Raw genomic sequence first — 14,719 nt, forward strand, 5'->3', positions numbered from 1 at the left:
AATGGAGATTTCATTATTAACAGATGTGGGTCAGAAACGTACAAATAATCAAGACTATGTCAATCTTTTTGTCAACCGAGCAGGTTGTACAATGATTCTCTTGGCTGACGGAATGGGAGGTCATCGCGCAGGAAATATTGCTAGCGAAATGGCTGTGACTGACTTGGGTGTGTCATGGGTAGATACCCAGATTGACACGGTCAATGAAGTTCGCGAATGGTTTGCTCACCATCTAGAAGTTGAAAATCAAAAGATTTATCAACTAGGACGAGATGAAGCCTACAAGGGAATGGGGACAACCCTCGAAGCTCTTGCAGTTATCGGAAATCAGGCAATTTATGCCCATATCGGAGATTCTAGAATCGGTCTCATTCGAGGGGAAGAGTACCGTCAACTGACAAGTGATCATTCTTTGGTTAACGAATTGCTTAAGGCGGGTCAATTGACACCAGAAGAGGCAGAAGCACATCCACAAAAGAATATCATCACCCAATCTATCGGACAAAAAGACGAAATTCAACCTGATTTTGGAATTGTCAGCTTGGAACCAGGTGACTATCTGGTCATGAATAGTGACGGTCTAACCAATATGATCTCAGGCAGTGAGATCTATGATATTGTGACAAGCGATATTTCGCTTGATGATAAGGCAGCCACTTTGGTACGCTTTGCCAACAATGCCGGAGGGCTTGATAATATTACAGTTGCCCTTGTTTCGATTAAGGAGGAGGCGGCAGAATGATCCAAATCGGCAAGATTTTTGCCGGGCGGTATCGGATTATCAAACAAATTGGCCGTGGAGGTATGGCAGATGTCTACCTGGCCAAGGATTTGATTTTAGATGGGGAAGAGGTAGCTGTAAAGGTCTTGAGGACTAACTACCAGACTGACCCGATTGCTGTTGCTCGTTTTCAGCGTGAAGCGCGTGCAATGGCTGACTTAGATCATCCCCATATCGTTCGGATAACGGATATCGGCGAAGAGGACGGTCAACAGTACCTAGCTATGGAATATGTAGCTGGTCTTGATCTTAAGCGCTATATCAAAGAACACTATCCCCTCTCAAATGAAGAAGCTGTCCGTATCATGGGACAGATTCTCTTAGCGATGCGCTTGGCGCACACTAAAGGTATTGTCCATCGTGACTTAAAGCCTCAAAATATTCTTTTAACTCCTGATGGAACGGCTAAGGTGACGGATTTTGGGATTGCCGTAGCCTTTGCAGAGACCAGTTTGACTCAGACCAACTCTATGCTGGGTTCTGTTCACTACTTGTCACCTGAGCAGGCTCGTGGCTCTAAGGCAACTGTCCAGAGTGACATCTATGCCATGGGGATTATTTTCTATGAGATGCTGACAGGGCATATCCCTTATGATGGAGATAGTGCAGTAACTATAGCCCTCCAGCATTTCCAAAAACCTCTCCCTTCGGTTATAGCTGAAAATCCATCTGTTCCCCAAGCTTTGGAGAATGTGGTCATCAAAGCAACTGCTAAAAAGCTTACGGATCGATACCAGTCGGTTTCAGAGATGTATGTTGATTTGTCTAGCAGTCTATCTTATAACCGCAGAAATGAACCAAAACTTGTTTTTGATGATGCTACTAAGGCGGACACAAAGACATTGCCAAAAGTTTCTCAGACAACCTTGACCTCTATTCCTAAGGTTCAACCACAGACAGAAAGCCATCAGGCAACTAAAGCTAGCCCAGAAGTAAGTGCTAAAAAATCTGTGGAAAAACCAGTGAAAAAACGTCGTTTTAAAGCACGTTATCTAGTTCTACTAGCAAGTTTCGTACTGGTTGCCGCTTCTCTGGTGTGGATTTTATCCAGAACACCAGCTACTGTTGAGATTCCAAAAGTTGCAGGTCAAACTGTCGCTGAAGCTAAGGAAAACTTGAAAAAAGCGAATTTTGAAATTGGTGAGGAAAAAACGGAAGCTAGTGATACCGTAGAGGAAGGTCGGGTCATCCGAACAGATCCAGATGCTGGCTCAGCTCGCAAAGAAGGAACTAAGGTTAATCTCATTATTTCTTCAGGTCAACAATCCTTCAAGATTGGTAATTACATCGGTCGGAAATCGACTGATGTCATTGCTGAGCTGAAAGGGAAAAAAGTTCCTGAAAATCTGATTAAGATTGAAGAAGAAGAGTCCAGTGAATCAGAACCAGGTGTGGTTTTAAAACAGAGCTTAGCAGAAGGTACGACTTATGATCTTACCAAGGCAACTTCTATCGTTTTGACTGTTGCTAAAAAGGTGACAACCGTGACCATGCCAAGTTATATTGGCTCAAGTCTTGAATTTACAAAGAATAACTTAATTCAAATTGTTGGTGTCAAGGAAGCTAATATCGAAGTCGTAGAGGTTTCGACAGCACCTGAGGGCACTGCTGAAGGAACTGTTGTGGATCAAAGTCCAAAACTAGGTGAGAAAATTGATCTAAGTACGACACGTATAAAGATTTCTATTTATAAACCAAAAACCCCACCATCATCTTCTTCGGTTCCGTCTTCGAGCCAGCGTAACACTAACAGAGTAGATAGTACAGTGCCATCACAAAGTCAATCGACTCCATCTTCGTCAACACATAATCAAACAGACGAACATAACACAGATAATTAATCAATCTTTGTCACAGTTTTTGTGACAAAGATTTTTTTTCCTTCAAATTTATGATAAAATAAAAAGGAGTTTTAGAAGGAGGAAAACATGGACGAAGTCAAACAACTGAATGCAGTGATCGATGTCATTATGCTAGCAGGAACGATTCTACTTCGAAATGGATCTGAGATTTATCGTGTTGAAGATACCATGATTCGGATTGCTCATTCACAGGGCATTATGGATTGTAATGTTTTAGCCATGCCTGCCGCCATTTTTTTCTCCATTGAAAATACAAATATCTCTCGTATGAAGCGAGTGACCTCCTCTGCTTATAATATTGAGAAGGTGTGTGATGTCAACCAGATTTCACGGCAGCTTGTATCAGGACAGCTTGATTTGGAAACAGCCTTTATTCAACTAAAGGAATTGAATGCCAAGGCGTCTCCCTATACCAATGTTCAACTAACTGCTGCAGCGACCCTCAGTGCTCCTTTCTTTTCAATCATGTTTGGTGGGAATGTCTACGATGCCATCGGAGCAGGAGTGGCGACCTTGTTTGCCTTTACTTGCTCTCTCTATGTAGAAAAGTTTATTCGTATCCCTTTTATGACTGCTTTCGCAGGAGCACTTGTCTTTGGCTTGATTGCTCAATTTTGGGCGCGCTATTCTGGTTTGCCGTCGACAGCTGATCTGGTGATTGCGGGTGCGGTTATGCCTTTTGTACCTGGAATTGCCCTTACCAATGCTGTTCGAGATATTATGACCAACCATATCAACTCTGGTATGAGCAAGATGTTTGAATCCTTGCTGATTACCCTTGCCTTAGGGGCTGGAACATCAGTCGCCCTCTTACTCATGAACTAATATGACACTAACAACATTTTTATTGCAAGCTCTGGCAAGTTTGCTTGCCATTATTACCTTTTTAATCGTTTTAAATGTCCAGCGTTCCATGCTTATCCCTGGTGGAGTTTTAGGAATGTCTATCTGGCTACTCTATCTGATACTCAAGGAACCAACCAATGTTATTTTGGCAACCTTTATTGCTGCGGTGATTGGTTCTTGTGTCAGCCAAATTATGAGTATCCTCTATAAGACACCAGCAGTTGTTTTTGCTCTGGCAATATTGGCGCCACTAGTGCCAGGTTATCTGTCCTATCGAACCACTTCCTTCTTCGTTACAGGTGACTACGGCCATGCCATTTCTAGTGCCATGTTAGTCATGATGTTGGCCCTTGTTATCTCCATTGGAATGGCCAGTGGGACGGTTTTGTTGAAATTGTATCATTATCTCAAAAAGAATCGAGCTAGCTAAGACTCGATTTTTTGTAGCTCTAAAGTTCTGTTTGTTGGATCATTCTAAAAATGAAATAAGGTTTTTAAAATGAACTTGATTTGGTGAATCAAGTCTTTTTTCGCTCATTTGACCTCAATTGTGATAAAATAGAGGTGAACGATTTTTTACAATGAATGATAAAAATAGAGGTAAATATGACAATCGGTATTGATAAGATTGGTTTTGCGACCAGTCAATACGTTTTGAAATTACAAGATTTAGCAGAAATCCGAGGAATTGATCCTGAAAAATTGAGTAAAGGACTCCTTTTAAAAGAATTGAGTATTGCTCCTTTGACAGAGGATATTGTTACCTTGGCTGCCAGTGCAGGTAATTCTATCCTGACTGAAGAAGAGAAGCAAGAGATTGACATGGTTATCGTAGCGACAGAGTCTGGGATTGACCAGAGTAAAGCTGCAGCTGTCTTTGTACACGGTTTGCTTGGGATTCAACCGTTTGCTCGTAGTTTTGAAATCAAGGAAGCTTGCTATGGTGCAACTGCGGCCCTTCACTATGCTAAGTTACACGTAGAAAATTCTCCAAAATCAAAAGTTTTGGTACTAGCCAGTGATATTGCAAGGTATGGTGTTGAAACTCCTGGAGAACCAACTCAAGGTGCAGGCTGTGTTGCTATGTTGATTAGCCAAGATCCACGTGTTATGATTTTCAACGATGATAACGTTGCGCAAACTCGTGATATTATGGATTTTTGGCGTCCAAATTACTCGACAACACCATTTGTAAATGGAGTCTATTCAACGCAACAATATCTTGATAGTTTAAAAACGACTTGGGAAGAGTACCAAAAGCGTTTTGAGTGGACTCTTGATGATTTTGAGGCTATCTGTTTCCACTTGCCTTATCCCAAGTTAGCTCTCAAAGGTTTGAAAAAAATCCTCGATAAATCTCTACCTCAAGAGAAGAAGGATTTGCTTCAAAAGCACTTTGATGAATCCATTATTTATAGTCAAAAAGTTGGAAATATCTATACAGGTTCACTCTTCTTAGGTCTCTTGTCTCTTCTTGAAAATTCTGACAGCCTAAAAGCTGGGGATAAGATTGCCCTCTACAGCTATGGTAGTGGGGCTGTATCTGAGTTCTTTAGTGTGGAATTGGTTGAAGATTTTGAAAAGCAATTGCGGAAAAATCGCTTAGACTTGCTAGATCAACGTCAAGCTTTGAGTGTTGCTGACTATGAACGAATCTTCTTTGAAGAAGCCAACTTAGATGAGTCTGGTTCTGCAACTTTGTCAGGCTATGAAGGACAAGACTATGCTCTGGTTGAGATTGTAGACCACCAACGTCGCTACAGCAAGGTTGAAAAATAATGAAAAAAAATTGGAATGGATTTGCTAAAAAATCAATTCAAGAGCGCCTAGAGTTCGTTAAGTCTCAGGCGCTTCCTACTATTGAAGCCCAAGAAAGTCTTGAGCAGAATGAAAATCTCAGTCTAGCAGTAGCGGACCAATTGAGTGAAAATGTGGTAGGAACCTTCTCACTTCCATACTCAATCGTTCCAGAAGTTCTGGTAAATGGTCAAGAATACACAGTTCCCTATGTGACCGAAGAACCATCTGTAGTTGCTGCAGCCAGTTTTGCTAGCAAGATTATCAAGCGTGCCGGAGGTTTTACTGCTCAGGTTCACCAACGCCAAATGATCGGTCAAGTGGCTCTTTATCAGGTTCCAGATAGGGACTTAGCTTGCCAGGCTATTTTGAGTCAAAAGGCGGAATTGCTGGAACAAGCAAACCAAGCCTATCCTTCTATTGTCAAACGTGGTGGTGGAGCTAGAGAGCTAACAGTTGAAAAAATTTCTGGTGAGGCTGACTTTTTAGTGGTTTATCTCCATGTCGATACTCAGGAAGCCATGGGAGCTAATATGCTCAATACCATGCTTGAAGCTTTAAAACCTGGTCTAGAGGCTCTCAGTCAAGGGCAAAGTTTAATGGGGATCCTATCCAACTACGCAACTGATTCGTTAGTAACAGCAACTTGTCGGATTGCTTTTCGTTATTTGAGCCGACAGAAGGATGAGGCGCGTGAGTTGGCAGAAAAAATGGTTTTAGCCAGCCAGTTTGCCCAAGCAGACCCTTACAGAGCTGCTACTCACAATAAGGGAATCTTTAACGGAATTGATGCTCTCTTGATTGCGACAGGAAATGATTGGCGTGCCATCGAAGCAGGAGCGCATGCCTATGCAAGTCATGATGGCGCCTATCGAGGACTCAGTCGTTGGACTATAGATTTGGGAAACGAAGAGCTTATTGGAGAGATGACCATGCCGATGCCAGTTGCCACTAAGGGCGGTTCGATTGGTCTCAATCCTCGAGTTGTACTCAGTCATGAGTTGCTAGGTCAACCATCTGCCAAAGAATTGGCTCAAATTATCGTTTCGATTGGTATCGCTCAAAACTTTGCAGCACTTAAAGCTCTTGTCAGTACAGGGATTCAGCATGGACACATGAAGCTTCAAGCGAAATCTTTAGCGCTTTTAGCAGGTGCGACTGAGGCAGAAGTACCCAAGTTAGTAGAAAACTTGATTGCTGAAAAAACCTTTAATCTAGAAAAAGCGCAAACGCTATTGAAACATTTAAGATCATAAGAAAAATTTAGACTGGTTTGATTTTTAGCGCTTTTTACTGTTTTTTCAAATAAAAGAAACTCAAATACAGAATCGTATTTGAGTTTCTTAATTCAATGACATTATTTGCCAGTTTTTCTGTTTTTGTTCAAAAAAACAAGACGTATGTATTGACAACGCTTTCATTTTTTTGTTATAACATAGTTGTAAATTATTAAGATTCTTAATCAAAAAATATAGAGAGGAGGATTTTTGATTATGAATAAAAAAATAAAAATGGTGAGTGTTGCATTACTTAGTACAGTAATATTGAATATAGCACTTACAGAAGGTGTTTCAGTTGTTCATGCTAATGAGGTGGTTTCAGCGACAAAACTTGGAAATACTTTTAAAGATTTATCGGAAGAATCTATTTTATTAATTTTAAAAGCAGTAGATGAAATGCCACAAGGAATGTTGGAAAGAGGGAATCAGGAAGAAATTGATAAATATATGCTTAGTAAAGGTATAGATTTAAAATTTGATAATGAAGTACAGTTCAGAGACTTTTGGGGATGTGTCGGTGCAGTTGCTTGGGCAGTAGGATCTGCTGCTGTTGGTATTGGTATGCTTGTTAAAATTAAACAATTTATAGCAGCAGTAGGAGGTATCAAGGCAGCCGCTTCTGCTTTAATATCCATTGCTGAATCTGGAGCTAATTACGACAATATTACAAAATTCGGATATGCTGTAGTTGACATGGGATCTACTATTTTGGGAATTAAGGCAATTAGTGATAACTGTTTTGAATAAGAAATACAATATAGTTTTATTTTTATTATTTATAGTCTATTTGTTTGGGTACTTCTCAATTTCAAAAAATTTAATTCCTATAATGTGTGTGATCCAAATATTTTTGTTAGAAAATATATTTAAATCTCAAAATAAGCTTATCCAAATAGGTAAAATTATAGTTATTATTGCTTCTATAATATTATTTATTGATAGTATACTAAATTAAGAGTCTGAGAACTATTTTGTCTCAGACTCTTTTTGTTTAAATACTTTTTCCTGGTAGGAGGGAAACTGGTAAGAAATAACCGGTTGTGGCAACTTCTTTTCCTTCGATTTTTTGAAGTAGTAAATCAACTGTCAGGCGAGCAATTTCTTCCAAGGGTTGTTTAATGGTAGTAAGGTGAGGATAGAAATTCTCGATAAAATAAGTTCCATCGTAACCAATAACCTTGAGTTGTTCTGGAACAGAGATACCAAGTTCCTGAGCAATCTTCATAACCAAGATGGCTGTTAAATCGTCTGATGCGAAAATAGCATCTGGTTTTTGTTTGGTTAGGATAGTTTTGATTTCCATTTCTTTTCGAAGGGGTGAAAAGTCACTGGAAACATTGATAATGGGAGCCTTGGGTAAGATTGAAGCAAAACCAGCATGGCGAAGTCCAGTTGGTGAATTGGAGTTATCATTACCTGTAATCATAATGACAGACTTAGCTCCAGTTTTCGCTAAAGTTTGAGCTGCAAGGACTCCACCAGCATAGTTATCAGAGGAAACGACAGGTATGTCTGGTGATAGGTTGCGGTCAAATGAAATGATTGGAGCCGTCACGCGATTGTAATCCTCAATCCCAAGGTTGTGACTTCCCGAAATGATGCCGTCCACCTGGTTGGCTTCTAACATTTCGATGTATTCGCGTTCTTTTTCCGAATCGTGTTCACTATTACAGATGATGGTCTTGTAACCTTTTTTGAAGAGTTCGTGTTCCAATTTGTCAATCAATTCAGCATAGAAAACATGGCTGATTTTAGGGAAGATCAAACCGATTAACTTGGCTGATTTTCCTTGAAGACTTCGAGCTAGGTTGTTGGGTTTATAGCCCAGCTCACGCATAGCATCATTAACCTTTTGAATAGTTTTTTCTGACAGGTAGCCCTTTTTATTGATAACACGTGAGACAGTAGTTGGGCTGACGCCTGCTAGTTCTGCGACATCAGTTAGTTTTGCGACCATATTCTAATTCGTAGTATGTTCCAGTTGGGTTTCCAGATTTAATGAGGATTCCATTTTGATCTTCATGTGGGAATACACGACCAGAAAATACTTTTTCTCCTTTATTGATGAAAATTTCAAAGACTGAATTATCGATGAAGATATTTACAGTAGTAGCTTGGTTGTCGATTGAACATGAGCGAGTAGTTCCAAATTCTTGAGCATATTGCTCACCTGCTTGACTGCGGTCAACAGTAACTTGACCCTTGACAAGGTCGAAATTGATAGAGAGTCCCTTCCCTTCTTTATCAGCAAGAAGGATGATTTCACTTTGGCTATTAGCTGCTAAGTTAAGTTCGAGTTCATAGGTATTTTTAGTTTCAGAACGATTTGAAAATTCCTCTTGTGAAGCACGGAGTTCTTTGATAGCAGTTACAGGATACTGATAGAGTTTGCCATCTTTAATGGTAAGTTCCTTGACCAATGAGAAAGTTCCTTGGTGATCAAAACGGTCAGATGGATAAGACACATCTGGTAGACCAAGCCAACTAACAGCAAGTGCACGTCCATCAGGCGCATTGAAGGCTTGAGTAGCGTATGCTTCAAACCCATAATCGAGGTTGTGTAGTTCAGATACATCTACCATACGTGCATTTTCAGGATCGAAGGAAGCACCAATTTTATACATATTTGGATAGATATTGTCATAGTCAAGAACTTTTTTATCCAAACCTTGTGGACAGTAGAGAAGGACAGGTTGTTCTCCGACAAAGACAAGATTCGGGCACTCCATCATATAGGCAGTACGGTCGTTGTTGAAGTCCAACTCACCAACTTCTTGCCAGTTTGTATAATCATTATCGACAGCTTTGTAGAGACGGACAAAACCTTTTTTCTCCAAGTCTTGACCACCAACGATTGCGTAGTATTGTCCTTTAAAGTTAAAAATCTGTGGATCGCGGAAGTGGTCAGTTACATCAGCGGGTTGATCAATCAAGATCTTATCAATCTTTTTAATATTTCCATCCTTATCCATCAAGGCACCAATCTGATAAGGGTGGCGAACCCAATTTTCATCACGGACATTTCCTGTATAGAATAGGAACAATTGATCACCAAACTGCATAGCAGATCCTGAGTAAGCACCGTGGCTATCCAGTGGAGTATCAGGCAAGATTTTAACACCTGTTTCAGTAAAGTGCACCAAATCGTCACTCTCAAGTTGAACCCAAGATTTCAAGCCGTGGGCTGCTCCAAAGGGGAAGTTTTGGTAAAAGACAATCCACTTACCATCAAAATAAGAAAAACCGTTTGGGTCGTTGAGGAGTCCTTCCTTTGGTTCGATGTGATAGCTGACATGCCATGGGGATTGAGCCATCTTTTCTTGGATTTCTTTTTTTTCTTCTTGTGTCCAATCTTCATAACGTCTGTAACGACGTTCAGTAGTCCATTCCATTTCTATTTCCTCCATAAATTCTACTATCTTAATAGTAAACGTTTCCTTATAAAAAAGCAAGTCTTTTACACTAAATTAAAGAAAAAAATGTCAAACGATTGACAGAGTTTGGGAACGTAATTTTATGGAAAATGATGAAAATATGAAAGTTTTTGAAAAACTTTAAAGTAAAAACCTTGATTTTAGAGGGTGTTATGGGTGTGTTGATGAAAAAAATAGCAAAAACAATCAAAAAATAAAAAATAGCAAAATTTTTTCTGCAAAACGCTTGACATATTTTTTAAACGTGATAGAATAATATTCGTGGGGCGAGTAAAATCGCTTTCAAACAAGAACAAATTTTTTTATAAGGAGATTTTTGCAAATGACCAATACAGAAATTGCAAAAAAAGTCATCGAAGCCTTGGGCGGACGTGAGAATGTTAACAGTGTAGCTCACTGTGCTACTCGCCTTCGTGTTATGGTGAAAGATGAAGCGAAGATTAACAAAGATGCTATTGAGAACTTGGAAAAAGTTCAAGGTGCTTTCTTTAACTCAGGTCAATACCAAATCATCTTTGGTACAGGTACAGTTAACAAGATGTACGATGAAGTCGTAGCTCTTGGTTTGCCAACGACATCTAAGGATGAGATGAAGGCAGAAGCTGCTAAACAAGGAAATTGGTTCCAACGTGCCATCCGTACTTTTGGTGACGTCTTTGTTCCAATCATTCCAGTTATCGTAGCAACTGGTCTCTTCATGGGTGTTCGTGGGCTCTTGAATGCTCTTGGAATGACACTTCCAGAAGATGTGACAACTTACACTCAAATCTTGACTGACACAGCCTTTATCATCTTGCCAGGTTTGGTTGTTTGGTCAACCTTCCGTGTATTCGGTGGTAACCCAGCCGTTGGTATCGTTCTTGGTATGATGCTCGTATCTGGTTCACTTCCAAATGCCTGGGCTGTTGCTTCTGGCGGTGAAGTAACTGCTATGAATTTCTTTGGATTTATCCCAGTTGTTGGTTTGCAAGGTTCAGTTCTTCCAGCCTTCATCATCGGGGTTGTCGGAGCTAAATTTGAAAAAGCTGTTCGTAAAGTGGTTCCAGATGTACTTGATCTCTTGGTAACACCATTCGTAACACTTCTCGTAATGTCAATTCTTGGTTTGTTTATCATCGGACCAGTCTTCCACGTTGTTGAAAACTACATTCTTCTTGGAACAAAAGCTATCCTTAACTTGCCATTTGGTCTTGGTGGTTTCTTGATTGGTGGAGTTCACCAAGTTATCGTCGTATCAGGTGTTCACCACATCTTCAACTTGCTTGAAGTTCAATTGCTTGCTGCTGACCATGTCAACCCATTCAACGCTATTATCACAGCTGCCATGACTGCTCAAGGTGCTGCAACTGTAGCCGTTGGTGTGAAAACTAAAAATCCTAAACTTAAAACACTTGCTTTCCCAGCTGCTCTTTCTGCCTTCCTAGGTATTACTGAGCCTGCTATCTTCGGGGTTAACTTGCGTTTCCGTAAACCATTCTTCCTTTCATTGATCGCTGGTGCAATCGGTGGTGGATTGGCATCTATCCTTGGTCTTGCTGGTACTGGTAATGGTATCACAATCATCCCAGGTACAATGCTTTACATTGGTAACGGACAACTTCCACAATACCTTCTTATGGTAGCTGTATCATTCGCTCTTGGTTTTGCTCTTACTTACATGTTTGGTTATGAAGATGAAGCAGAAGTGGCTTCAGAAGCTACAACTGAACGTTTGGCTGACGAAGCAGTAACTGGTACTGTTGTTGCACCTAGCGAAGGTGTCATCCAAACACCAATCGTTGGTGACGTAGTTGCCCTTTCAGATGTTAATGACCCAGTCTTCTCAAGTGGAGCTATGGGACAAGGTATCGCTGTAAAACCTAGTCAAGATGTTGTTTACGCCCCAGCTGATGCTGAAGTGACAATCGTCTTCCCAACAGGACATGCTTATGGTTTGAAAACTGCAAACGGAGCTGAAATCTTGATCCACGTTGGTATCGATACTGTTTCAATGAACGGTGAAGGATTTGACCAAAAAGTTGCTCAAGGTGACAAGGTTAAAGCTGGAGATGTTCTTGGAACATTTGACTCAGCTAAGATTGCTGCTGCAGGCCTTGATAATACAACAATGGTTATCGTGACAAACACTGCAGACTTTGCTTCAGTAAATCCAGTTGCTTCTGGATCAGTTGCTAAAGGTGATGCAATCATCGAAGTTAAAGCTTAATAAATCAAAAAAACGAACAAATGTCATGTTTGTTCGTTTTTGATTGAATCGTAAAATTTACAGAGGAAAAACTAAAATATAGAGCAACTTTCCTTCTGGAATTATGCTATAATAGAGAAAATAAAAACTAGAGGTTTATCATGACAAAATTATATGGAAGCTTGGAAGCGGGCGGTACAAAATTTGTCTGTGCTGTCGGTGATGAAAACTTTAACATTGTAGAAAAAACACAATTTCCAACAACAACTCCTATCGAGACAATCGATAAAACTATTGAGTTCTTTTCAAAATTCGACAACCTTGCTGGTCTTGCAGTTGGTTCATTTGGTCCCATTGATATTGACAAAAACTCAAAAACTTATGGCTTTATCACAACAACTCCAAAACCTCACTGGGCAAATGTAGACTTGCTTGGTGCCCTTCGTCGCGCCCTTAACGTGCCAATGTACTTCACAACAGACGTAAACAGCTCGGCTTACGGTGAAGTGGTTGCCCGTAACAATGCTGGTGGTCGTATCGAAAACTTGGTTTACTACACAATCGGTACAGGTATCGGTGCAGGTGTTATCCAACGTGGTGAGTTTATCGGTGGTGTGGGTCACCCTGAAATGGGTCACTATTATGTGGCTAAACACCCAATGGATATTGAAAAAGAATTCAACGGTGTTTGTCCTTTCCACAAAGGATGTTTGGAAGGTTTTGCGGCTGGTCCAAGCTTAGAAGCTCGTACAGGAATTCGTGGTGAAAACATCGAACTCAACAGTTCTGTTTGGGATGTTCAAGCCTACTATATCGCTCAAGCAGCTGTAAATGCAACTGTAACCTTCCGTCCAGATGTCATCGTCTTTGGTGGTGGTGTTATGGCCCAACAACACATGCTTGACCGTGTACGTGAAAAATTCACATCCTTGCTCAATGGTTACCTACCAGTTCCGGATGTGCGTGACTATATCGTAACACCAGCTGTTGCAGGTAATGGTTCAGCTACACTTGGAAACTTCGTTCTTGCTAAGAGCGTAGCAAAATAAGTATAAAAAATGAGGTCGAGATTTGTCCCGGCCTCTTTCTTTAGTCTTTTTCAATTTTCGTTTCCTGATGGAATATATTTTGCCAAGTTTCATGTCTGCGCCAGATACTTGTATGAATAGTATCACCTATCTGATAGCGGATGAGTTTTGTCTTCTGACTAATGGACGTTAAGTGAAGCTCCTTGATAGCAGTGGTTAATTCTTTTTCCTCCTTATAGGCTTCCTTGTCTAGTTCTAGTCCGTCTTGGCGAATATAAATGAAATCTTCAGCCAGTAATTCTTCCAATTGATTTCCTTGGTCAATTAGTTGCTCTCTCATGAGCAATTTTTTATAGACATTATCAAGAATTTCATCCTCAGGAATCGGTGCTGGTTCGATATGAATATCGGTATCAAAGACGCCAAAGCGTTCTGATAACATGGATTCAACCTGATCTGCAATTTCGTGACTTTCGAAAACGGAGAGGTCTGGATTCATCTCGAGAGTAATGTCTAGATAAATATTACTTCCATAAGTACGACCCCGTTGTGATTTGACCTTGCTAATCTTAGGAATTTCCATGATAGCCTTTTGGTAATCTTCCAACAAATGTTCATCAAAACCATCTGAAAGACTGAAGGATGACTCAATAAAGATATCATAAGCAGTCTTGAGGATAAAGAAGGTGATAACGATGGCAACCAATTTATCCACGAGAGGGAAGTTAAAACTGCTGGCTAGGATGGCGATGGTGGTTCCAAGTGAGGTGACGGCATCTGATAGATTGTCCTTGGCAGCTGCTTTCAGTGCCTTAGACTTGGATTGCTTGCTGAGGTGAGTGTTGTAGAGATAGACTCCAAACATAATCACTGCAGAAATCACTCCCAAAATCGCTCCAAGTGGGTCAATCACAGTTTCTTCGCGACTGATAATCTTTTGAATGGTATCTCGCAAGACATCAAAACCAACATAGAACATGATGATAGAGGTGATAAGACTTGCCAAGTCCTCGATTTTCCAGTGACCGAAACGATGGTCTCTATCTGCTGGCTGTCGGGCCAATCGAATCCCTATGAGGAGGGCAACATTTCCGATGATATCAGAAACGTTGTTGAAACCATCCGCCACCAAACTGGACGAGTGAAGGAGGTGGCCCGCTGCTAACTTAGCTGCTGACAAGAAAAGGTAGGTCAAGATGCTAATAATAGCACCTCGCTCAGCTAATTTCAAGTTTGAAACTGATTGATTCATCTGACTCTCTTCCTAGAATTTTTGTATTCTATCATTATACTGGTTTTGTAAGGAAAATTCAAATGGAGGTGACTCACTCCACTCCAGTACTTGAAAACTTTTGAAAATCTGTTATAATAGAACTACTCAAGGGAGTAGCTGGCGGTTAACCGCGATAGTGTCGTCATTACGAATTATTTCCGGCACTATATTAAACAGCGAGACTTGTTTTTTTAAAAAACAGGTCTCTTTTTTTGTAAAAAGAGACCAAAAAG

The 14,719-nt window shown here is 40.4% G+C and carries 12 protein-coding genes; 9 read left to right on the plus strand and 3 right to left on the minus strand.

The window, feature by feature from the left end:
• Position 1 precedes the first annotated feature (1 nt).
• The 7 genes from O3658_RS06505 to O3658_RS06535 all read left to right on the plus strand — a co-directional run bounded on the left by O3658_RS06505 (position 2) and on the right by O3658_RS06535 (position 7,313).
• Positions 2 to 742 carry a Stp1/IreP family PP2C-type Ser/Thr phosphatase gene (locus tag O3658_RS06505; protein WP_371560179.1) on the plus strand — a complete coding sequence of 247 codons (741 nt, stop codon included), beginning with the start codon at positions 2 to 4 and terminating at the stop codon, positions 740 to 742.
• Positions 739 to 2,622 (plus strand): Stk1 family PASTA domain-containing Ser/Thr kinase, encoded by a 1,884-nt coding sequence (pknB, locus tag O3658_RS06510; protein ID WP_371560181.1) that lies wholly within the window; start codon positions 739 to 741, stop codon positions 2,620 to 2,622. Before O3658_RS06505 ends, pknB begins: the two co-directional genes overlap by 4 nt.
• Positions 2,623 to 2,709: 87 nt before the next feature.
• On the plus strand, positions 2,710 to 3,468 hold the full coding sequence (locus tag O3658_RS06515) for a threonine/serine exporter family protein (RefSeq protein ID WP_371560183.1): 759 nt from the start codon (positions 2,710 to 2,712) through the stop codon (positions 3,466 to 3,468).
• 1 nt (position 3,469) lies between these two features.
• Positions 3,470 to 3,919 (plus strand): threonine/serine exporter family protein, encoded by a 450-nt coding sequence (locus O3658_RS06520; protein WP_049503410.1) that lies wholly within the window; start codon positions 3,470 to 3,472, stop codon positions 3,917 to 3,919.
• 176 nt (positions 3,920 to 4,095) lie between these two features.
• Positions 4,096 to 5,268, plus strand: coding sequence for a hydroxymethylglutaryl-CoA synthase (locus tag O3658_RS06525; RefSeq protein WP_371560185.1), 1,173 nt, complete (start codon positions 4,096 to 4,098; stop codon positions 5,266 to 5,268).
• Positions 5,268 to 6,542: a hydroxymethylglutaryl-CoA reductase, degradative gene (locus tag O3658_RS06530; protein WP_371560187.1), complete on the plus strand. Its 1,275-nt coding sequence runs from the start codon at positions 5,268 to 5,270 to the stop codon at positions 6,540 to 6,542. Before O3658_RS06525 ends, O3658_RS06530 begins: the two co-directional genes overlap by 1 nt.
• Before the next feature lie 237 nt (positions 6,543 to 6,779).
• Positions 6,780 to 7,313, plus strand: coding sequence for a hypothetical protein (locus O3658_RS06535; protein ID WP_075231433.1), 534 nt, complete (start codon positions 6,780 to 6,782; stop codon positions 7,311 to 7,313).
• Positions 7,314 to 7,557: 244 nt separating this feature from the next.
• On the opposite strand, the gene O3658_RS06540 is transcribed toward O3658_RS06535, so the two are convergent.
• Together O3658_RS06540 and O3658_RS06545 are read right to left on the minus strand one after the other, a co-directional pair.
• Entirely contained in the window at positions 7,558 to 8,523 is a 966-nt protein-coding gene (locus O3658_RS06540) for a LacI family DNA-binding transcriptional regulator (RefSeq protein WP_371560190.1), read from the minus strand.
• Positions 8,504 to 9,958 (minus strand): sucrose-6-phosphate hydrolase, encoded by a 1,455-nt coding sequence (locus O3658_RS06545; RefSeq protein WP_371560192.1) that lies wholly within the window; start codon positions 9,956 to 9,958, stop codon positions 8,504 to 8,506. Before O3658_RS06545 ends, O3658_RS06540 begins: the two co-directional genes overlap by 20 nt.
• A gap of 364 nt (positions 9,959 to 10,322) precedes the next feature.
• Between O3658_RS06545 and O3658_RS06550 the strand changes: the two genes are divergently transcribed.
• Both O3658_RS06550 and scrK read left to right on the plus strand, forming a co-directional pair.
• Entirely contained in the window at positions 10,323 to 12,206 is a 1,884-nt protein-coding gene (locus O3658_RS06550; RefSeq protein ID WP_371560194.1) for a sucrose-specific PTS transporter subunit IIBC, read from the plus strand.
• 140 nt (positions 12,207 to 12,346) lie between these two features.
• Entirely contained in the window at positions 12,347 to 13,234 is an 888-nt protein-coding gene (scrK, locus tag O3658_RS06555; protein WP_371560196.1) for a fructokinase ScrK, read from the plus strand.
• A 40-nt stretch (positions 13,235 to 13,274) separates the two neighbouring features.
• On the opposite strand, the gene O3658_RS06560 is transcribed toward scrK, so the two are convergent.
• Positions 13,275 to 14,465: a cation diffusion facilitator family transporter gene (locus tag O3658_RS06560; protein ID WP_371560198.1), complete on the minus strand. Its 1,191-nt coding sequence runs from the start codon at positions 14,463 to 14,465 to the stop codon at positions 13,275 to 13,277.
• Between the last annotated feature and the right edge of the window lie 254 nt (positions 14,466 to 14,719).

Origin of the sequence: Streptococcus sp. 27098_8_69 (assembly GCF_041432445.1) — a bacterium.
GTDB lineage: Bacteria > Bacillota > Bacilli > Lactobacillales > Streptococcaceae > Streptococcus.

Excerpts from the sequence above, each read along its gene's own strand:
- O3658_RS06505 (WP_371560179.1), top strand. The coding sequence starts at position 2 with ATGGAGATTTCATTATTAACAGATGTGGGTCAGAAACGTACAAATAAT.
- pknB (WP_371560181.1), top strand. The coding sequence starts at position 739 with ATGATCCAAATCGGCAAGATTTTTGCCGGGCGGTATCGGATTATCAAA.
- O3658_RS06515 (WP_371560183.1), top strand. The coding sequence starts at position 2,710 with ATGGACGAAGTCAAACAACTGAATGCAGTGATCGATGTCATTATGCTA.
- O3658_RS06520 (WP_049503410.1), top strand. The coding sequence starts at position 3,470 with ATGACACTAACAACATTTTTATTGCAAGCTCTGGCAAGTTTGCTTGCC.
- O3658_RS06525 (WP_371560185.1), top strand. The coding sequence starts at position 4,096 with ATGACAATCGGTATTGATAAGATTGGTTTTGCGACCAGTCAATACGTT.
- O3658_RS06530 (WP_371560187.1), top strand. The coding sequence starts at position 5,268 with ATGAAAAAAAATTGGAATGGATTTGCTAAAAAATCAATTCAAGAGCGC.
- O3658_RS06535 (WP_075231433.1), top strand. The coding sequence starts at position 6,780 with ATGAATAAAAAAATAAAAATGGTGAGTGTTGCATTACTTAGTACAGTA.
- O3658_RS06540 (WP_371560190.1), bottom strand. The coding sequence starts at position 8,523 with ATGGTCGCAAAACTAACTGATGTCGCAGAACTAGCAGGCGTCAGCCCA.
- O3658_RS06545 (WP_371560192.1), bottom strand. The coding sequence starts at position 9,958 with ATGGAATGGACTACTGAACGTCGTTACAGACGTTATGAAGATTGGACA.
- O3658_RS06550 (WP_371560194.1), top strand. The coding sequence starts at position 10,323 with ATGACCAATACAGAAATTGCAAAAAAAGTCATCGAAGCCTTGGGCGGA.
- scrK (WP_371560196.1), top strand. The coding sequence starts at position 12,347 with ATGACAAAATTATATGGAAGCTTGGAAGCGGGCGGTACAAAATTTGTC.
- O3658_RS06560 (WP_371560198.1), bottom strand. The coding sequence starts at position 14,465 with ATGAATCAATCAGTTTCAAACTTGAAATTAGCTGAGCGAGGTGCTATT.